General features: G+C 73.8%; 16 protein-coding genes and 1 riboswitch. Of the genes, 9 read left to right on the top strand and 7 right to left on the bottom strand.

What is annotated here, in order from left to right; all coding sequences use genetic code 11:
- The first annotated feature begins 74 nt into the window (after positions 1-74).
- The gene (locus tag FH608_RS13745; protein WP_139630843.1) at positions 75-2,915 is read left to right on the top strand and encodes an AfsR/SARP family transcriptional regulator; all 2,841 of its coding nucleotides are present in this window, start codon (positions 75-77) and stop codon (positions 2,913-2,915) included.
- A 10-nt stretch (positions 2,916-2,925) separates the two neighbouring features.
- Here the strand turns inward: FH608_RS13745 and tenA are convergent, their stop codons facing one another.
- Complete coding sequence (gene tenA, locus FH608_RS13740; protein WP_139630842.1) at positions 2,926-3,609, bottom strand: thiaminase II; 684 nt, start codon at positions 3,607-3,609, stop codon at positions 2,926-2,928.
- A riboswitch (TPP riboswitch) is annotated at positions 3,602-3,697 on the bottom strand. (Overlaps the previous gene by 8 nt.)
- Before the next feature lie 136 nt (positions 3,698-3,833).
- Here tenA and FH608_RS13735 point away from each other — a divergent pair.
- The 7 genes from FH608_RS13735 (at position 3,834) to FH608_RS13705 (ending at position 11,888) form a co-directional block, all read left to right on the top strand.
- Positions 3,834-5,378: an RICIN domain-containing protein gene (locus tag FH608_RS13735; protein WP_139630841.1), complete on the top strand. Its 1,545-nt coding sequence runs from the start codon at positions 3,834-3,836 to the stop codon at positions 5,376-5,378.
- Between the two features lie 60 nt (positions 5,379-5,438).
- Positions 5,439-6,389 carry a DUF3800 domain-containing protein gene (locus FH608_RS13730; RefSeq protein ID WP_139630840.1) on the top strand — a complete coding sequence of 317 codons (951 nt, stop codon included), beginning with the start codon at positions 5,439-5,441 and terminating at the stop codon, positions 6,387-6,389.
- Between the two features lie 53 nt (positions 6,390-6,442).
- Positions 6,443-7,387, top strand: a complete 945-nt coding sequence (locus FH608_RS13725) for a cucumopine synthase-related protein (RefSeq protein ID WP_139630839.1) — start codon at positions 6,443-6,445, stop codon at positions 7,385-7,387.
- The gene (locus tag FH608_RS13720) at positions 7,384-8,484 is read left to right on the top strand and encodes an NAD(P)/FAD-dependent oxidoreductase (RefSeq protein WP_139630838.1); all 1,101 of its coding nucleotides are present in this window, start codon (positions 7,384-7,386) and stop codon (positions 8,482-8,484) included. Before FH608_RS13725 ends, FH608_RS13720 begins: the two co-directional genes overlap by 4 nt.
- Positions 8,485-8,505: 21 nt before the next feature.
- Positions 8,506-9,864, top strand: coding sequence for a cytochrome P450 family protein (locus FH608_RS13715; protein ID WP_139630837.1), 1,359 nt, complete (start codon positions 8,506-8,508; stop codon positions 9,862-9,864).
- 150 nt (positions 9,865-10,014) lie between these two features.
- A complete protein-coding gene (manA, locus tag FH608_RS13710; protein ID WP_139630836.1) occupies positions 10,015-11,211 on the top strand; it encodes a mannose-6-phosphate isomerase, class I in 1,197 nt (398 codons plus the stop codon).
- Positions 11,212-11,267: 56 nt separating this feature from the next.
- Entirely contained in the window at positions 11,268-11,888 is a 621-nt protein-coding gene (locus FH608_RS13705) for a flavin reductase family protein (RefSeq protein ID WP_139630835.1), read from the top strand.
- A 46-nt stretch (positions 11,889-11,934) separates the two neighbouring features.
- Here the strand turns inward: FH608_RS13705 and FH608_RS13700 are convergent, their stop codons facing one another.
- Complete coding sequence (locus FH608_RS13700; RefSeq protein WP_226899506.1) at positions 11,935-12,885, bottom strand: NAD(P)/FAD-dependent oxidoreductase; 951 nt, start codon at positions 12,883-12,885, stop codon at positions 11,935-11,937.
- A gap of 103 nt (positions 12,886-12,988) precedes the next feature.
- Here FH608_RS13700 and FH608_RS13695 point away from each other — a divergent pair, with 103 nt between their 5' ends.
- The gene (locus FH608_RS13695; protein WP_139630833.1) at positions 12,989-13,567 is read left to right on the top strand and encodes a helix-turn-helix domain-containing protein; all 579 of its coding nucleotides are present in this window, start codon (positions 12,989-12,991) and stop codon (positions 13,565-13,567) included.
- Positions 13,568-13,886: 319 nt separating this feature from the next.
- Here the strand turns inward: FH608_RS13695 and FH608_RS13690 are convergent, their stop codons facing one another.
- From FH608_RS13690 to FH608_RS13670, 5 genes are all read right to left on the bottom strand, one after another.
- Entirely contained in the window at positions 13,887-14,363 is a 477-nt protein-coding gene (locus tag FH608_RS13690; protein WP_139630832.1) for a VOC family protein, read from the bottom strand.
- A 9-nt stretch (positions 14,364-14,372) separates the two neighbouring features.
- A complete protein-coding gene (locus tag FH608_RS13685) occupies positions 14,373-15,266 on the bottom strand; it encodes an ABC transporter permease (RefSeq protein ID WP_139630831.1) in 894 nt (297 codons plus the stop codon).
- Between the two features lie 69 nt (positions 15,267-15,335).
- Positions 15,336-16,415, bottom strand: coding sequence for a LacI family DNA-binding transcriptional regulator (locus FH608_RS13680; protein WP_139630830.1), 1,080 nt, complete (start codon positions 16,413-16,415; stop codon positions 15,336-15,338).
- Between the two features lie 267 nt (positions 16,416-16,682).
- Positions 16,683-17,516: a hypothetical protein gene (locus FH608_RS13675; RefSeq protein WP_226899448.1), complete on the bottom strand. Its 834-nt coding sequence runs from the start codon at positions 17,514-17,516 to the stop codon at positions 16,683-16,685.
- Positions 17,517-17,748: 232 nt separating this feature from the next.
- Positions 17,749-18,405, bottom strand: coding sequence for a helix-turn-helix domain-containing protein (locus FH608_RS13670; RefSeq protein WP_139630829.1), 657 nt, complete (start codon positions 18,403-18,405; stop codon positions 17,749-17,751).
- Between the last annotated feature and the right edge of the window lie 16 nt (positions 18,406-18,421).

Genomic DNA, 18,421 nt, shown 5'->3' with positions numbered 1-18,421 from the left:
ATAAAGGCCCTCCAGCTTGAACGCCCCACCCAACGGGCGCCGCGGGCGGCGTCCAGCGAGGAGAACGCGCGGTCATGGTGGTTGATCAGCCCGTATTCGGCGTGCTCGGCCCGCTGCGGATCGATGTTCCTGAGGGGCCGCTGCGCATCGCGGGCGGGAAGCCGAAGCTCCTGCTCGCCTCACTTCTTCTGGACGCCAACCAGGTGGTCGGCTCGGACGTGCTGGCCGAGGTGCTGTGGCCGCGGGCGCGGCCATCGTCGGCCGTGGCCAACCTGCGCACGTACGTCAGCTCGCTGCGCTCGGCGGGCGTGCGGATCGCGACCCGCGGCTCGGGCTACGTGATCGAGGTCGGCGCGGACCGGCTGGACGCCCTGCGCTTCGAGGAGCTGGTGGGCAGGGCTCGGGCGGCGGGCCGTACCGGGGAGGCGGCGGAGCACCTGCGCGCGGCGCTGGCGCTGTGGCGCGGCACCCCGCTCGCGGACCTGCCCGCCAGCCCCGCCTGGGACGGGCGGCTGCGCGTGCTCGCGCAGGCCCGGCTGGCCGCCGCCGAGGAGCTGGCCGAGACGATGCTGGCGCGCGGCGAGCACGCCGCCGCGATCGACGGCCTGCGCGAGCTGATCGGCGAGCACCCCTACCGGGAGGATCTGTGGCAGCGGCTCATCCTCGCCCTGCACCACAGCGGCCGGCGGGCCGAGGCGCTGCACGCCTACACCGCGGTCAGGCGGCAGCTCGTGGACGAGCTGGGCGTCGAGCCCGGCCAGGAACTGCGCGACGTGCACGCCCGCGTGCTGGCCGGGGACCCGCCCCCGGCGCCCCACCAGGCCCCTGCCGCCGCGCCGCACCAGCTGCCCGCCGACGTGCCGGACTTCACCGGCAGGGCGCACGAGGTGGCGGACCTGACGCGGGCGCTGTCGGCCGGGCGGCGGCCGGTGGACGGCCCGCCGGCGATCGCGGTGGTGACGGGGCCGCCCGGGGTGGGCAAGTCGGCGCTGGCCGTGCACTGCGCGCACGCCCTGCGCGCCGCCTACCCGGCCGGGCAGCTCTACCTGTGCCTGGGCGGCACCGACGCGGACCCGGCCGACCCGCTCGACCTGCTGGCCGAGGCGCTGCGGGCGCTCGGCGTCGCCGAGCCGGCCCTGCCGCCCACGCTGCGCGAACGAGCCTCGCTCTACCGCTCCCTGCTGTCGGAGCGGCCCATGCTGGTCCTCCTCGACGACGCCGCCGACACCGCGCAGGTACGCGCCCTGCTGCCGGGCAGCGGCTGCGCGGTGCTCGTCACCAGCCGGCGGCGCATCGCCGAGCTGCCGGGCGCCCTGCAGCTGGAGCTGGACGTGCTGACCCCGGCGGAGGCCGAGCGGCTCCTGGGCCAGATCGCCGGGGCGAGGCGGGTGGCCGCCGAGCCCGAGGCCGCCCGCGCGATCGTGCGCTCCTGCGGCCACCTGCCGCTGGCCGTCAGGGTGGCGGGCGCGCGGCTGGCCGGGCGTCCCGGCTGGCCGCTGGGCGTGTTGCGGCAGCGGCTGGCGGACGAGGCGGGCCGCCTGGACGAGCTGCGCGCCGGCGACCTGGAGGTACGCGGCTCGGTCGAGCTCAGCTACCGCCGGCTGCCCGGCGACGTGGCCCTGGCCTTCCGCGCGCTCGGCCTGCTCGGCGCGCAGTCCGTGCCCGGCTGGGTGGCCGACGCCGTGCTCGACCGGCACCGCTCCGAGGCCGTGGTGGACGCCCTCGTGGACGCGAACCTGCTGCGCCTGGCCGGCACCGACCCCGTCGGCCAGCCCCGCTACCGCCTGCACGACCTGGTCCGCTGCGCCGCCCGCGAGAAGGCCGGCGGCGACAGCGAGCGGCATGCCCTGGTCCGGGTGCTCGGCGGCTGGCTGACGGCCGCCGAGCACGCGAGCGCGCGGCTGCCGACGACCCTGTTCGGGCTGACGTCGGAGCGGGCGCCCCGCTGGAGCCTGGAGCGGGACACCCTGGACCGCCTGACCGCCGAACCGCTGCCGTGGTTCGAGGCCGAGCGGGAGTCCCTCGTCTCGGCGGTACGGCTGGCGGCCGGCGCGGGCCTGGCCCAGTCGGCGTGGGGGCTGGCCGCGACCCTGGTGCCGTACTTCGACCTGCACTGCCGGCTGGAGGAGTGGCAGGACACGCACCGGGTCGCGCTCGACGCGGCCCGCGCGGCCGGCGACCGCCAGGGCGAGGCCGCCATGCTGCGCGGCCTGGCCCAGGTCTGCCTCTACCAGGACCGCTACGCCGAGGCGGGCGAGATGTTCCGGCGGGCGCGCGTGCTTTTCCGCGAGCTGGGCGACCCCCGCGGCGAGGCCATCTCGATCTGCGGGCTGGCCGCGGTCGACCAGTTCTCCTACCGGCATCTCGCGGCGCTCGGCTCCTTCCGGCACGCGCTGGCCATGTTCCTGGCCATCGGCGACAGGAGCGGCGAGGCGTACGTGCGGCAGGCGATCGGGCGGGTGCACCTGTCGCTGCGCGACCCGCGCCAGGCCGCCCGGTGGCTCGGCGACGCGCTGCGGCTGGCCGGGGAGCTCGGCGACGCCCACCGCGAGGCGTGCGTGTCGACGCAGCTCGGCCGCCTGTACGACCTGGTCGCCGAGTCCGACAGGGCCATGCGCTGTCAGGGGCACGCGCTGGACATCTTCGAGTCGCTCGGGGACCGGCACTGCGGCGCGTACGCGATGCGGAACCTGGGCGGGCTCCAGGTCGCGAGAGGCGACCGGTCCGACGGCTCCGACCAGCTCAAACGCTCACTGGAGATCTTCCGGCAGCTCGGGGACCGCAGCGGCGAGGCCGACACGTACCAGACGCTGGGCGAACTGTACCGCTCGTCCGGGCGCTCGGCGCTGGCCAGGCACTACCTGCACCAGGCGCGCACCTTGCGCAAGGAGCTCACGCAGACCGGCGTCAAATGAGAGGCCGGCGTCAGGTGAGCCAGCGGGCCGTGGGCCAGCTCTCCATGCGCCAGGCGCTGTCCCAGAACATCCACTCGTACTCGGTGGCCCGGCAGAACGCCTCCTCCATCGCCTGCCGCGTGCCCGGGTCGGCGAGCTCGGCCAGGCGGTCCACCACCGCCTTGGCCTGCTCCACCGAGGCCGCGAAGCCCGGGTCGGCGTAGGTGGAGATCCACGTGCGGTACGGGTGATCGGCGGCGCCGGACGTGCGGGCGAGCAGCGCCGTGCCGACGTCCTGGTAGACCCAGAAGCACGGCAGCACGGCGGCGGCCAGCACGGGCAGCGGCGCCGACAGCGCCGCCGCCTGCAGATAGGACGAGTAGGCCAGGCAGGTCGGCGAGGTGGCGATCTGCCCGGTCTGCTCGGCCGTCAGCCCGAACTCGCCGAGGTAGCCGGCGTGCAGGCCGCGCTCGACGACCAGCGCCGTGTGCGCGCTCTGGGCGAAGAACGCGGCGTCGGCCGGGTCGGTGGCGCGGGCCGACGCGGTCGCCAGCACCTTGGCGTAGGCCACCAGATAGCGGCCGTCCTGCACCAGGTAGAACGCGAAGCGGTCGCGGTCGAGGGTGCCCTCGCCGAGCGCGGCGTTGAACGGGTGGGTGTGGATCGCGTCGAGCAGCGCGGCCGTGCGCGCCCAGGTCTTCTCACAGAAGGTCACCGGCTGACGTCCCTTCGCTAGTGCGAACTAGAGCAGGTTCGACGGGTGTGATCTCAGCCCGGCCCTCCGGGCACCCCGCGTCGTGATCCACCGTAGCACCGGGGTTTCCGGCCGCCGCACCGGCCCGGCCGGCGGTGAAAGTTTCAGCGCCGACGTGCGCGGACGCCCGGCCGGCGGGCGGCGCGCTGGTGCTCGTGGCGGGCCGTGCCTATCGTCGGGGTGCCATGTCACGTGTCCTCACCCTCCTGGCCGGGCTGTGCCTGGCACTCGCGCTGTCACCCGCCTCCGTGGCGGGCACCGCGGCCGCCGCCGCGACACCGGCCGCACCCCTCACCGCACCCCTCACCGCACCCCTCACCGCACCCCTCACCGCGCCCCTCACCGCGCCCCTCAGCGAGGCCGCCGGATCCGCGACGCGGACCGCGCCCGTCACCGTGCCGGTCGGCGCGCCCTTCACCGACACCTCCGGCAACGCACTGCACGCCCACGGCGGCGGCGTGATCAAGGTCGGCTCGTACTACTACTGGTTCGGCGAGAACCGCAACGCCGACGGCACCTTCCGCTACGTCTCCGCCTACCGCTCGGCCGACCTGCGCACCTGGGAGTTCCGCAACCACGTGCTCACCCAGTCCAGCGCCGCCGAGCTGCAGGTGGCCAACATCGAGCGCCCGAAGGTCATCTACAACGCCGCCACCGGCCGGTTCGTCATGTGGATGCACAAGGAGAACGGCCGCGACTACGGTGAGGCCCGGGCGGCCGTGGCGGTCTCGGACACGGTGGACGGCTCCTACACCTACCTGCGCAGCTTCCGCCCGCTCGGCCACATGTCGCGCGACATCACCGCGTTCGTCGACAGCGACGGCACCGGCTACATGATCTCGGCCGCGAACGAGAACTACGACCTGCACGTCTACCGGCTGACCTCCGACTACACCGACGTGTCCGCACTGGTGCGCATGTGGGCCGGCGACCACCGGGAGGCGCCGGCGATGTTCAAGCGCGACGGCGTGTACTTCCTGCTGACCTCCGCCGCCACCGGCTGGCAGCCCAACCAGGCCCGCTACGCCACCGCCACCAGCATCACCGGCACGTGGAGCGCCTGGCAGAACGCGGGCGACTCCCTCACGTTCGGCTCGCAGCCGGCGTACGTGCTGCCGGTGCAGGGCACCTCCGGCACGTCGTACCTGTATCTGGGCGACCGGTGGGCGGGCGCGTGGGGCGGCCCGGTCAACGACTCGCGCTACGTGTGGCTGCCGATCCAGTTCCCCAGCCGTACCTCTATGAGCCTGTCCTACGCGCGGGAACTCGCCATCGACGCCGCCGCCGGCACGATCACCCCCGTCGGGACGGGCTTCGACCGGCTGACGGTGCGCCACTCGGGCAAGTGCGCCGACGTGCGCAACGCGTCCACCGCCAACGCGGCGGCCGTCATCCAGTACGCCTGCAACGGCGGCACGAACCAGCAGTGGCGCATCCAGTCGGTCAGCGGCGGCTACGTGCAGGTCGTGGCCCGCCACTCCGGCAAGTGCCTGGACATCGACGGCGTCTCCACCGCCGACGGGGCCGCCGTCCAGCAGTACACGTGCGGCTCCGGCGCCAACCAGCAGTGGGCGCTCCAGGACGCCGGCGGCGGCTACCTGCGGCTGGTGGCCCGGCATTCGGGCAAGTGCCTCGACCTGCCCTCCTCCTCGCAGGCCGACAACGTGCAGTTCAAGCAGTATCCGTGCAACGGCGGCCAGAACCAGCAGTTCGCCCGTGCCCCGCTCTGACACCGTCCGGGTGGAAATCGCCTCGCGGGAACGGCGGGCGCTTGACAACATTCGTTAACCGTGTCGGAACCTCTCGAGGTCGCGTGCGACGAGTCCGGCGCGGAGGGCGAGAAGCTGGTCGGCGGCAACACCGACGTGTTCGCGCACGCCAGCGTCCGCATGTCCCCCGAGGCCGCCGGCGACTGCATCCGGGAGCTGCGCGAGCGGGCCCCCACCCCGGCCGACGAGTTCAAGGCGGGCCACATCCTGCGCGAGAAGCACCGCGCTGCCCTGCGGTGGCTGCTGAGCCCGGACGGGCCGGTCCTCGGCCACGTGCACGTGTTCCTGACCGACAAGACCTTCCATGTCGTCGGCAAGGTCGTCGAACTGCTCGGCGCCCCCGACGCCGGCGGCCTGGCCGTGGCGCTCTACGACGAGGGACGGCGGGCGTTCGAGCCCGCGCGGTGGGCGGCCTTTCTCGACGCGTTCAACTACCTGCTGCGCGCCAAGAACGGCCAGGGCGTCACCACCTCGGTCGAGGAGAGCTTCCGCCTGGTCGACGGCCTGCGGGGCGCCGGCGGACCGGCCGGCGAGATCATGGACCTGCTGTGGCGGGCCAGGCCGCGCTTCGAGTCGTTCAGGGAGCGGCTGCTGGCCGACCCGCACGTGCTGCCCGCGCTCGACCCGCTCATCCCGGCCATCGTCAGGGCGGTCGCCTACTGGGGTGAGGACGGCCGTCCGGTGCAGGTCGTGCACGACCGGCAGACCACGCTGACCGACGAGCGGGTCGCCCACCTGCACCTGGTCGCCGCCGGGCTGGCCGGGCTGCGGCTGGTCGAGGCGCGCCTGGACGCCAGGGTCCAGGTGGCCGACGTCGTGGCCGGCGCCGCCCGCAAGATCGCCTCGGACGAGCTCAACGGCCGGGGCGACCCGAAGCTGGCGGCGCTGCTGCGGCCGTACGTGGACGCGTACTCGATCTGGGGCGACGCACGAAGCCGGACACTGCTCGCGCACCACACCAAGCACGGGTAAATACCCCACCCCCGCCTCAATCGCCACAAATCGTGACGATAGAGTGACGTACTGTGAACGAATCGAAGCGTGTGGAAATCACCTGGCCCAGCCTCGGCATCACCGTGACCGCAGAACTCGACCAGCGCAACAGCGCCCTGGCCCAGTGCCTATGGGACGCGCTGCCGTACCAGAGCCTGCAAGGACACGCCCTGGTCGCCGGCTATCACCTCTACCACGTCGCCCCGGTCCATTCGCTGCTGCACACACCGGCGCAATACCGGGTGGACCGGCGCACCGTGCCCGACGGCACCATCTTCTGCTCGCGGCTGCAGCACCTCGGCATCAAGTACGGCGAGCTGACCGAACCCATGACCGCCACCCCGGTCGGCCAGGTCGTCCCCGACGACCTCGACGCCCTGATCCAGGCCGGCCGCGACGTCTGGGACTCCGTCTACACCACCAAACAGCCCGTCATCGCCGAGGTGCGCCGCGCCGGCGAGGCCGGCGGCCACCAGCTGCCACGCCTGCCCATCGGCGACCCGCAACTCAACGAGCTCGTCAAGGAGGTCCATGCCGAGACCGAGCGCATCTGGCTCGACCCGCCGCGCGAGCTGCTCGACCTGCACGCCGGGCGCATCCCGTCCGGAGCCGGCAGCTACGAGACGGTCCTGACCACCCTGCTGTTCGTCAACGGCGAGACCCGGCCGCTCGGCTACAGCTGCTACGGCGGCCTCGTCCGCGCCGCCCTCGACGGCATGCCCATGCCGTGGCTGCGCCAGATGACCCGCCAGCTGGCCCACACGCCCGCCGAATTCCTCGGCTACTGCGGCCTGGACACGCTGTGGGACTTCACCCAGCGCCTCCTGGACGGCCTCGAACGCCTCGACAGCCACCAGGACTTCATCGCGGTCATGGCCCACATGGCCCTCTACTGCAACTGCCTCGGCGGCTGGAACCTGCACCTGTTCCCGTGGCAGGCCGGCGAGCACCTGCACCGAGAGGCGACGCCGGCATGACCGGCCCGCGACCGGGCAGCCGGGTGGTGGTCGTCGGCGGCGGCGTGATCGGCCTGTCGATCGCCTACCACCTGGCCGAGGCCGGGGTCGACACCACGCTCCTGGAGCGGGGCACGCTCGGCTCCGGCGCCTCGCGCGCCACCGCCGATGTGGTCCGCTCCTACTTCGCCGGCAACCCGGTCAGCTCCGCCCTGGCCGTACGCAGCCTGGACGCGTACCACGCCTTCCCGAGCAGGCCCGGGACCGAGCTGCCGCTGCGGCAGGTCGGCTACCTCGTGCTGTTCACCGAGCAGGAACAGGTGGAGGCGTTCGAGGCCGACCTGCCCGCCCAGCGCGCCGCCGGCGTCGACGTCGCCCTGATCAGCGCCGAGGAGGCCCGCGAGCACAACCCGCTCATCGGCGACGCCCCGCTGCGCGGCGCCGCCTACTCGCCGCAGGCCTACATCTCCGACACCACCGCCATCGTCACCGCGTACGCGCGGGCGGCCGAAAAGGCGGGCGCGTTCCTGCGTACCGGCTGCCCGGTCACCGCCATCGACACCCGCGCCGGGCGCGTGCTGACCGACGACGGCGACATCGGCGCCGACGCCATCATCTGCGCCGCCGGCGCCTGGTCGTCCTCGCTCGTCCGCAGCGCCGGCGTCGACCTGCCGCTCACCGAGCCGATCGAGCAGGAACTGCTCACCACCGACCCGCTCCCGCCCGGCACGCCCGACGTCCCGGTCACCCTGCACGCCGCCAGCGGCCTGCTCATCCGGCTGCGCGGCGACCGGCTGCTGATCGGCATGGGCTACCCGGGCCCCGACCGCGAGGCCTGGCGGCGGCAGGTCGCCGAACGGCTCGCGGCCACGTACCCGAGCCTGGCCGGGCTCGCCCTGCACACGGCCGTCACCGGCCTGCGCGACGCCAGCCCCGACAAGACGGCCTTCATCGGCCACCAGCCGGGACCACCGGCCTTCCTGTACGCGACCGGCTTCTCCGGGCACGGCCTGTGCAACGCGCCCGCCGCGGGCGAGCTGGTCCGCGACCTGTACCTCGACCGGGACCCCGGCTTCGACGTGACCGCGCTGGCGATGAGCCCGCGACGGGCGGGATGACCACGACAGACGGGAGCACTCATGAGCCACGACAGCCGCCTCGACCAGGACTCCGCCGGACAGGACGCGCCTCCCGCCCAGGATGGCCTGGACGCGTCGGAGGACACCCTCGTCCAGGACGCCCTGGACGACCCGCCGGCGGGCGACCGGACGCCCAGGGAGGACGCGGGCACGCGGTTCGTGCTCGACCCGGCCACCCCGAGCCTGCACGCCGACAACGAACGGCTGCGCGCGGCCGGCCCGCTCGTCCCCGTGACCGCCGAAGGCGTGCCCTCCTGGGCCGCCACCCGCTACGACACGCTGCTGACCGTCCTGACCCACCCCGACCTGTCCAGGGAGATCCGCCACTGGGCGGCCCGCCACGAGTCACCGCCCGGCACGGCCATCGACCGCATCGTCACCGACACCTCCATGCTCAACGCCGAAGGCGAGGAGCACCGCAGGCTGCGCACCGCGGTCGCCGGCGCGTTCACCGCGCGCCGCCTGCGACAGCTGCGCCCCAAGGTGGAGGCGCTCACCGGCAGGCTCATCGACGCCCTCGCCGCGATGCCGCCCGACCAGCCCGTGGACCTGCGCAAGGAGTACGCCTACCCGCTGCCCCGCGAGGTCATCTCCGAGCTGATCGGCATCCCGGCCGCCCACCAGGAGCGGCTGCACGAGCTGTCCGACTCCGTCGCCCAGGTGGACGGCAGCCTCGACGACACGCCCGACCTGCGCAGGACCCTGCACGAGTTCCTCGACCAGATCATCGAGGAACGCCGTGACACGCCCGGCGAGGACCTCATCACCGACCTGTTCAAACTGCGCGAGAAGGACGGCGGCCGGCTGTCCACCGACGAGCTGTTCGCCACGATCGAGCTGCTGTTCATCGCCGGGCACGTCACCACCGTCAACCTCATCACCAACGCCATCGGCGCCCTGATCCACCGGCCCGACCAGCTCGACCTGCTGCGCTCCGGCCGCTGCCCGTACGACGCGGCCGTCGAGGAGACCCTGCGCTGGGACTCCCCGATCGCCTACTTCCCGATGCGCTACGCCGTGCGCGACGTCGAGATCGACGGCGTGCCGCTGGCGACCGGCGAGCCGGTGCTGGCCTGCTTCGCCTCGGCCGGGCGCGACCCCGGCCACTACGGCGACGACGCCCACCTCTTCGACATCGGCAGGCCACCGGGCACCCACCTGTCGTTCGGGCACGGACCGCACTTCTGCCTCGGCGCGCCGCTGGCCAGGATGGAGGCCGAGATCGCGCTGACCGCGCTGTTCGGCGCCTTCCCGGAGATCGCGCCGGCCGCGCGGCCCGAGGACCTGGCGCCGCTCGACACGCTGCTCGGCAACAGCACCCGCACCATGCCGGTCCTGCTCGGCCCGCGCGCCCGCTGACCCGCCTCAAGCGCCACACGCACCGCGCCATACCGGCCGCGCGCCCACTGACCTGCCGCGTGCCGGCCCGCGCCTCGCCACGGGCGCGAGCCGGCGGCCGCGCGCTCGTGACCCCGGCTACGCACACGGCCCCGCCGCGTTCTACGCTCCATGACGACGATTGGAGCCAACGCCGTGCCACAGCCCCACCTCCCCCCGGCCACCGCGCCCCTGCGCCTGACCACCGCCGTCCGCCCGTACGACTGGGGCTCGGTCACGGCGCTGCCGGAGCTGTTCGGCACCGAGCCCACCGGCCGGCCCCAGGCCGAGCTCTGGATGGGCGCCCACCCCGGCGACCCCTCCACCGTCGACGGCACCCCGCTCACCGAGCTCATCGCCCACGACCCCGGCGCCACCCTCGGCGGGCCCACCGCCGGCCGCTTCGGCCCCGCCCTCCCCTACCTGCTCAAGATCCTCGCCATCGAACGCCCGCTCTCCCTCCAGGTCCACCCCACCACCGCGCAGGCCCGGGCCGGGTTCGCCGACGAGAACGCCCGCGGGATCCCGATCGACGCGCCGGTCCGCACGTACAAGGACGCCTCGCACAAACCCGAGATGGTCTGCGCCCTCACCCCCTTCCACGGCCTGTGCGGCTTCCGCGACCCCGCCGACACCGCCGGCCTCCTCGACCGCCTCGCCGTGCCGGACCTGCGCCCCTGGACCGCCCTGCTCAGGGCGGGCGACCTGCGGGCCGTGTTCGGGCAGATGCTCGACGGCGCCCACCGGCCGCTGCGCGCCCAGGTCGAGCAGGCGCTGCTCGCCCGCGACGGCGACCCCGAGCTGGCCGCCTACCGCGACATCGCCCGCGCCTGCCCCGGCGACCCAGGCGTCACCGCCGCGCTCCTGCTCCACCACGTGAGCCTGCGTCCCGGCCAGGCCCTCTACCTCGGCGCCGGAGTCCCCCACGCCTACCTCGGCGGCATCGGCGTCGAGATCATGGCCAACTCCGACAACGTGCTGCGCTGCGGGCTCACCACCAAGCACGTCGACGTGCCCGAGCTCATGCGCGTCGTCGACTTCACGCCCGCTCCGCCGCACCTGATCCGGCCGGAGGAGGACGCGCGGGGCGAGCACCGCTACCGGCCGCCCGTCCCCGAGTTCGCCCTCACCCGGTACGACCTGGACACGCCGCACTCCCTGGCCGGAGGCGCGCCGCGGATCGTCGTCTGCGTCGACGGCGAGGCCCGCCTGGGCGACCTGGCCCTGCGGCCCGGCGAGTCCGCGTTCGTCCCCGCCGCCGTTTCCTCGGTGCGGCTTTCCGGGAAGGGCACGGCGTACGGCGCCTCGCCGGGCGCCTTTACAATGTAGATCTGCAGGAATGGTTCGGCCCAGGGTTGAATGTCGCGTTCCTAGGGTTCTGGGACATGAACACCGTGACCGCTGAATCCCATGTGACCATCCAGCCGAGCATCCTCTACTTCGGGACGCCCGTCGTCCTGCTCTCGACGGAGAATCCCGACGGGACCTTCAACCTCGCCCCGATGTCGTCCGCCTGGGCGCTGGGCAACGTGATCGTGCTCGGGCTGGGCGCCGACGGGCAGAGCGCGCAGAACCTCATGAGCCGCCCCGACGTCGCCATCAACCTGCCCGCGCCCCACCAGTGGGAGGCGGTCGAGCGCCTGGCGCCCCTCACCGGCCGGCACCCGGTGCCGGCCAGCAAGCCCGCGGGCTGCCATTACGAGCCCGACAAGTTCGGCGCGGCCGGGCTGCGGCCCGAGCCCTCGGAGGCGGTACGGCCGCCGCGCGTGGCCGAGTGCCCGATCCAGTTCGAGGCGCGGGCGGAACGGGTGACGCTCGACGTGTCGGGGTCGTTCGTCATCGCCGAGGCCGTCGTGGAGCGGGTGCACGCGGACCCCCGCATCGTCGTGCCCGGCACGCAGTACGTGGATCCGGGGGCGTGGAGCCCGCTCATCTACAACTTCCGCCACTACTTCGGCCTCGGCGCGGAGCTCGGCCACTCCTACCGCAGCCAGACCCCCCGCTGACGCGTCCGCGGCCCGCCACGCGCGGGAGCCGCCGCCCCGTTCGCGCCTACGCGGCGGCGGCGCGGGCGGCGACGGCGCGGCGGGTCTCCTCGGCGATCAGGTCGGCGTTGATCGCCGCCCCCGCCCGCACGCCCGCCGCCGCGGACCCGATGACCTGCTCCACCAGGCTCGTCACGTTCCCGGCCACCCACACCCCGGGCACGCTCGTGGCGCCCGACGGGTCGGCCGGCACCCGGGTGCCGATCACGTGGCCGCCCATCTCCACGTCCTCGGTCTCCACCCCGAGCCCGGCGAGCAGGCCGCCGCGGGCGGTGAGGCGGGTGCCCACGGCGAGCGCCCGGCACGGCACCACGTGCCCGTCGGCCAGGCGCACCCCGGAGAGCCGCCCGCCCGCCGTCTCCAGGCCCGTCACCTTCTCCGCCACCACGGTGACGCCCCTGGCGGCGAGCTGCTCGCGCTGGTCGGCGTCGAGCTCGGGCGCGGTGTGCAGGAAGAGCGTCACGCCCTCGCTCCACTGCCGCCACAGCAGCGCCTGGTGCACGGAGAGCGGACCCGTGCCCAGGACCCCGATGGCCTGGTCGCGCACCTCCCAGCCGTGGCAGTACGGGCAGTGCAGCACGTCCTTGCCCCACAGCTCGGCCAGGCCCGGCACGTCCGGCAGCTCGTCCACCAGTCCGGTGGTGACCAGCAGCCGCGCCGCACGCACCTCGGACCCGTCGTCCAGCACGACCCGGAACCCGCCGTCCTCCAGCCGCTCGGCGGTCTCGACGGTGCCCGTCACGACCTCTCCGCCGTACCCGGCCACCTCCTCGCGGCCGGCGGCCAGCAGCTCCAGCGGCGACAGGCCCTCGCGGCCCAGGTACGTGTGCACGCCCTCGGCGGGCGCGTTGCGCGGCCGCCCCGCGTCCACGACCAGCACCCTGCGCCGTGCCCGGCCCAGCGTGAGCGCCCCGCTCAGCCCGGCGGCCCCGCCCCCGACGATCACCACGTCGTACATCGTGTCCATCGCGCGTCTCCTCTCGTTCGTCGCGACGGCGCCACTGTCGGCGACCGGGTGACCGGTTGACAAATCCCGTTGCCGGAATGGCAAGGTGGACGGCATGGACCTCGACGACGTTCTGCAGTCCGTGGGGCCCCGGCTGCGGGCGCTGCGCCAGGAGCGCGGGGCGACGCTGGCACAGCTGTCCGGCAGCACCGGCATCTCCGTCAGCACGCTGTCGCGCCTGGAGTCCGGGCAGCGCAAGCCCACCCTGGAGCTGCTGCTGTTGCTGGCCAGAGCCCATCAGGTGCAGCTCGACGAGCTGGTCGACGCCCCCGTGACCGGCGATCCCCGCGTGCACATGAAGCCGTTCAAACGCCATGGCACGACGTTCGTCCCGCTGAGCCGGCGGCCCGGCGGGATGCGGGCGTACAAGCAGATCTACCCGCCGAACTGGCCGGGCTTCGAGCCGGAGCAGCGCACCCACGAGGGCTACGAGTGGCTGTACGTGCTGGCCGGGCGGCTGCGGCTGCTCCTGGGGACGCACGAGGTGGTGCTCGCGCAGGGCGAGGTGGCGGAGTTCGACACGCGGACGCCGCACGCGTTCACCAACCCGAGCCCGGAGCCGACGGAGGTGCTGGCACTGTTCGGGCCGCAGGGAGAGCGCCTGCACGTCCGCGCCCGCCCGGCCCGTCCCTGACCCTCGCTCCCCCGGCCGCCGCCTTTCCGGGGGATCGATACCGAAATCGTATGGCTGGGCATCGGGCGGATCAGCGGATGCGCAGGTCAGGGCCTCCCGCCGGTGACGGCCCGGCCGGGCGTGCCGTCTAGGGTGAGGGAGACGGACGCGCCTGCCCGGCTCGACGGGGCGGGCAGGCGCTCGATGGACGGGGTGCGGGCGCGGGGCGTCCCCGGCCGGGCGGGCGGTGCTGGAGCCGCCCACCCCGCCGCGGGCGCCTCGCCGGCCCGGCCGGCACCGCGAGAGCGTGCCACGACCGAGCGGCCGCCGGCTGCGGGTCTCAGGGGCCGGAGGGCGGGTCCGTGTTCGTCCCGAAGCCGTCGAGCTCCTCGCGTTCCTCCGGGGCGCGCAGCTCCTGGAAGACCGTGATGTGCAGCCCGGCGGGCGCGTCCAGCCGGGCGTTGAGCGATTCCCAGGGCGTGACGGTGGGCGGCGCCACCTCCGTCGCACCCGCCGCCGCCAGCCGCTCGGTCGTGGCGCGGGCGTCGTCCACCTCGAACGCCACCCGGAACTTCGGCGCCACCTGGCGCCCCACCTCGACCTCGTCGATCATCTTCTTCTGCGCCGGGTTCGCGATCTCCAGCGTGGCCCGCCCGGCGTCCAGGATCGCCACCCGCGCGCCGTCCCCGCCGGAGAAGGCGGCCTCCTCGGGCAGGCCCAGCACGTCGCGGTAGAACGCCACCGCGGCCTCGTAGTCCTCCGCCTCCACCACCAGCCGGAGCTGGCGGACCGGGCGGCCCTCGGCAGCTTCGCTCATCGGATCAGCTCAACCCCTCCCGTATCTATCCTCGGCCCGCCAGAAGTACCAGAACCCGAAGATCAGCGCGAACACCGCCCAGAACACGCAGGCCACCCATACCGTCCGCGGCAGGTCGTGGCTGCCGATGAGCAGGTCGCGCATCCATTCGATGAAGGCCGCGCCGGGGTTCAGGTACATCACCGTGGCCACCCATTCGGGCAGGCCCGCGCTGACGACGACCTTGTCGTGGATGGCGAAGAACACCCCGGACGCGTACAGCCACGTCCGCATGATGAACGGCAGCAGCTGGTTCAGGTCGCGCACCGAGGCGCCCAGCCTGGCCATCACCAGCCCGGCACCGACGTTGAACGACGTCTGCAACAGCAGCACGACCGGCACCATCAGCCAGGACCACGTCGGCAACTCCCCGGTGAGCATCACGATCAGCACCAGCACCGCCATGGAGACGCCGAGCTGCTGCAACTCCTGGAGCGTGTACGCCAGCGGCAGCGAGGCCCGCGGGAAGTGCAGGGCGCGGATCAGCGACAGGTTCCCGGAGATCGACTTGGCGCCGGAGGTGACCACCCGCTGCGTGTAGGTGAACACGAACATCCCCGTCAGCAGGAACGCCGGGTAGTTGTCGATGTGCCGGCTGCCGCCCAGGATGAGGCCGAACATGACGTAGTAGATGGCCGCGTTCAGCAGCGGGGTGACGACCTGCCACAGCTGGCCCAGCGCCGAGCCCGAATATCTGGAGACGTTGCGCGAGGTCGCGTACGTCAGGATGAAGTGCCGCCGCTCCCACAGCTGCCGCAGGTAGACGCCCGGCCTGGGCCGCGCGATGGCGGGTCGCAGGCCGTATTTCCTGGCGAGCTCGGCCAGTGACCCGCTCTCCGGCGGGGCCTCCTCCAGTTCGCTCATGAGCACCTCCGCCCGCACCGATGCTAACCGCTCGAGGGGCGGCATCCCAGGGACCACGCGCGGGCCCGCCTATCCGGCGGGCGGCTCCTCCAGGTGGGTGCTGACCGAGTCGCGGACGACGATGTGGGTGCCGAGCATCACGTGCCGCGAGACGCCGGGCGTCCCGCTCTCCAGCGCGAGGCGTACGGCGGTGCGGCCGAGCTCCTCGTGCGGCACGTGCACGGTGGTGAGATCGATGTCGGCGGCCGGAGGCAGATCGTCGAACCCGGCCAGCGAGACGTCGGCCGGGATGCGCAGCCCGCGCTCGCGCAGCGCCTGGCGCGCCCCGGCGGCGATCTGGTCGTTGACGGCGAAGACGGCGGTGAAGTCGCGCGGGCCGTCGGCCAGGCGCTCGCGCATCATGCGGTAGCCCTCGTCGCGTTCCATCGTGCCCTCGACCTCCAGGGCCGGGTCGTGGGGGACGCGGTGGGCGGCCAGCGCCTGCCGGTAGCCGGCGATGCGGCTCTCGGGGGTGGTGTAGCCGTCGCGGCGGCCCAGGAACAGGATGCGTCGGTGGCCGGCCGAGAGCAGGTGGCTGGTGATGGCGTGGGCGCCGCCAACGTTGTCGTACTGGACCACGATGGCCGGCACGTCGTCGCCGAGCGGCGGCCGGCCGCAGAGCACGAGCTGGGAGCCGGCCAGGGCGAGCGCGCGGGCGTAGCCGGCCATGCGTTCGCGGTAGGCGCCGTCGGCGACGATGTTGCCGACCAGGATGACGGCTTCGGCGTGCTCCTCGCGCATGAGCTGGACCGTGGCCAGTTCCCGCTCGGGGTCGCCGCCGGTGGTGCCGACGATGCACAGCCGGCCCTCGCGGACGGCCTGGTCCTGCACGCCCTGGGCGACGTGGGCGTAGTGCGGGGAGACGACGGAGTTGACGACGATCGCCACGCTCTTGGGCCGCACGCCCGCCAGCCCTCGGGCGTGCGCGTTGGCCACGTAGTCGAGCTCCCGCACCGCCCGCATGACCTTGCTGCGCGTGGCGGGCGCGCTCGGGTAGGAGCCGGACAGGATGCGCGAGACGGTGGCGACCGAGACCCCGGCACGCCTGGCCACGTCACGGATGGTCGAGGGGCGAGGGCGGTCGTCCTCGGGCGTGGCCCGTCGCGGCATCCGACCTCCTTGATCTCCCCGTGACGGCATGTAACCGCTTGATCGGATGATGGCGCAGGGGCTCCCGCGCGTCAACTCCGGTCCCGGAGGGAGGCCTGATGATGGTCGTGTAAACGCTTGAACCCGTGTCGGCCGAACGGCGAGGGTGCCGGGGCGGAGGTGCGGTGCGCCCGCTGCGTCCTCGCTGCGTCCTCGGTGCGTCCTCGGTGCGTCCTCGGTGCGTCCTCGGTGCGTCCTCGGTGCGTCCTCGGTGCGCCGATCCTCCGATCAGCCGGTCACGCCGGTCACCGCGAAGCGTTCGACGGCCGCCACATGGCCGCCGGTCGAGGCCACGATCGTCAGCGTCCGGCCCGGCGCCGCCGTGAACGAGACCCGGGCCGACCACGGCGAGTCCTGCCCGCCGGCGCTCACGCAGCAGGTCTCCCCCACCGGCTCCGGCGAGCCCGGCTGCCGCACCTGGACCCTGACGCTCTCGTCCACGCCGGAGATCCGCCCGCCCACGGTCAGCGGGGATCTCACGGCGGAGCCGTAGCGGGGCCTGGTCAAGGAGAACGAGGTGTCGTCCGTGCCGACCACCTCCCAGGGCGCGTCCCCGCCCGAGCCGTACCTGACCAGATGGACGACGGCCGCCACCAGCGGGCGCGGCCCCTCCTCGGAGCGGAAGCCGACGTGCACGCGGGCGTGCGCCCCCCGCTCGACGGTCTTCACGGCCTGGTCGATCTCGGTGAAGCCGAGGTGGTCCCGGGTGAAGGCGAGCGCGGTGCGGCGGGCGTCGAGGTGCCACGCCTCGCGGCCGTCCTCGCGGTACGCGCGCCGCCAGGCCGCCACCTGGTCCGGTCCGGCGAACGGCCACAGCGGCTGGTAGTGGCCCGCGACCAGCCGGTCCTTCCGGGGAGGAGGCGGGGCGGGCGAGCCCGTACCGGTGGGCGGGGGTGACGTCACGGACGGGGAGCCGGTGGTGGGCGGCCCGGTGGTGGTCACCGGCGGGGAGGTGGCGGTGGGCGGCCCGGTGGCGGTCACCGGCGGGGACGTGGCACTGGCCGTGGCGTCCGGCCCGCCCGGCTCCCCGCACCCCGCGGCGGCCAGCCCGAGCACGGCCACGACCGGCAGGACGCGGCAGGCGCGTCGCCGGATGCCGTGTCGGGTGCTGTTTCGGGTGCTGTTTCGGGTGCTTTGTCCGGTGCGTCGTCGGGCGCGGGGTCTCATGCGGCACCTCCCGGCAGTCGCGATCGCATCCGCACGGTTAGGGACGTACCCCGCCCGGCCGCCTCCCCGACATGGACGCCGGCGCGGCTGTCGTCCACCGGCCCCCGACTTCGGCGGGGCGAAAGGGTCACACGCCGTGGATGCGGCGGCCCGAGACCTGCTGCGGGACGATGCGGATGTAGAGCCGGCGCTCGCCGCCCACCCACGGCGTGACCTCCGCCCCGGCCACGTCGTCCGCCTCGTCCGGCGACACGTGGTGGGCGGGCCCCTGCACCAGGACGCTCCACCCCTCGCGGTTGGTCTCGTCGATCTGGTCGATCTCGAAAGCGATCTTGATGTCGACGCCCTCCATCCCGGAGCGCAGGTCCCGGTCCATCGCGCCGCCCGCCGCCGTACGGAACACGATCGCGCCGTTGCACATCGTGTAGTTGACCGGCAGCACCGTCGGCCCGTGCGAGCCGTTGAACGCCACCCGCCCGATCCCGCCCGGCTCGATCAGGCGCAGGCACGCCTCCTGGTCCAGCACCTCCGAGGTCGGGTGGGCCATGGCGGGCCCGTGTCCCGGCGGGCGGTCCTGCCCGCCGCCGAGCAGCTCGGGCACCGTGGTCTGCAGCGCGTCGGCCAGGCGGTAGAGGGCCCCGGTGTCCGGTACGTCGGGATTCTCCTCCAGGTACTTGAGGTACCCCGGAGACATGTCCGCGTGCTCGGCGACCTGCTCGCGGGTCAGCCCGAGGCGTTCGCGGCAGTGGATGATGCGGCGTCCCAGGTCTCCGGTGCCAGTCATGATCGATTCCCCTTCG

Origin of the sequence: Nonomuraea phyllanthi (genome assembly GCF_006334985.2) — a bacterium.
Classification (GTDB): domain Bacteria; phylum Actinomycetota; class Actinomycetes; order Streptosporangiales; family Streptosporangiaceae; genus Nonomuraea; species Nonomuraea phyllanthi.
The sequence above is the reverse complement of the archived record's forward strand: the minus strand, read 5'-3'. Positions and strand labels throughout refer to the sequence as shown.

Coding starts and splice junctions, on each gene's coding strand:
- FH608_RS13745 (WP_139630843.1), top strand. CDS start 75: ATGGTGGTTGATCAGCCCGTATTCGGCGTGCTCGGCCCGCTGCGGATC.
- FH608_RS13735 (WP_139630841.1), top strand. CDS start 3,834: ATGTCACGTGTCCTCACCCTCCTGGCCGGGCTGTGCCTGGCACTCGCG.
- FH608_RS13720 (WP_139630838.1), top strand. CDS start 7,384: ATGACCGGCCCGCGACCGGGCAGCCGGGTGGTGGTCGTCGGCGGCGGC.
- FH608_RS13715 (WP_139630837.1), top strand. CDS start 8,506: ATGAGCCACGACAGCCGCCTCGACCAGGACTCCGCCGGACAGGACGCG.
- manA (WP_139630836.1), top strand. CDS start 10,015: ATGACGACGATTGGAGCCAACGCCGTGCCACAGCCCCACCTCCCCCCG.
- FH608_RS13705 (WP_139630835.1), top strand. CDS start 11,268: ATGAACACCGTGACCGCTGAATCCCATGTGACCATCCAGCCGAGCATC.
- FH608_RS13700 (WP_226899506.1), bottom strand. CDS start 12,885: ATGTACGACGTGGTGATCGTCGGGGGCGGGGCCGCCGGGCTGAGCGGG.
- FH608_RS13695 (WP_139630833.1), top strand. CDS start 12,989: ATGGACCTCGACGACGTTCTGCAGTCCGTGGGGCCCCGGCTGCGGGCG.
- FH608_RS13690 (WP_139630832.1), bottom strand. CDS start 14,363: ATGAGCGAAGCTGCCGAGGGCCGCCCGGTCCGCCAGCTCCGGCTGGTG.
- FH608_RS13685 (WP_139630831.1), bottom strand. CDS start 15,266: ATGAGCGAACTGGAGGAGGCCCCGCCGGAGAGCGGGTCACTGGCCGAG.
- FH608_RS13680 (WP_139630830.1), bottom strand. CDS start 16,415: ATGCCGCGACGGGCCACGCCCGAGGACGACCGCCCTCGCCCCTCGACC.
- FH608_RS13670 (WP_139630829.1), bottom strand. CDS start 18,405: ATGACTGGCACCGGAGACCTGGGACGCCGCATCATCCACTGCCGCGAA.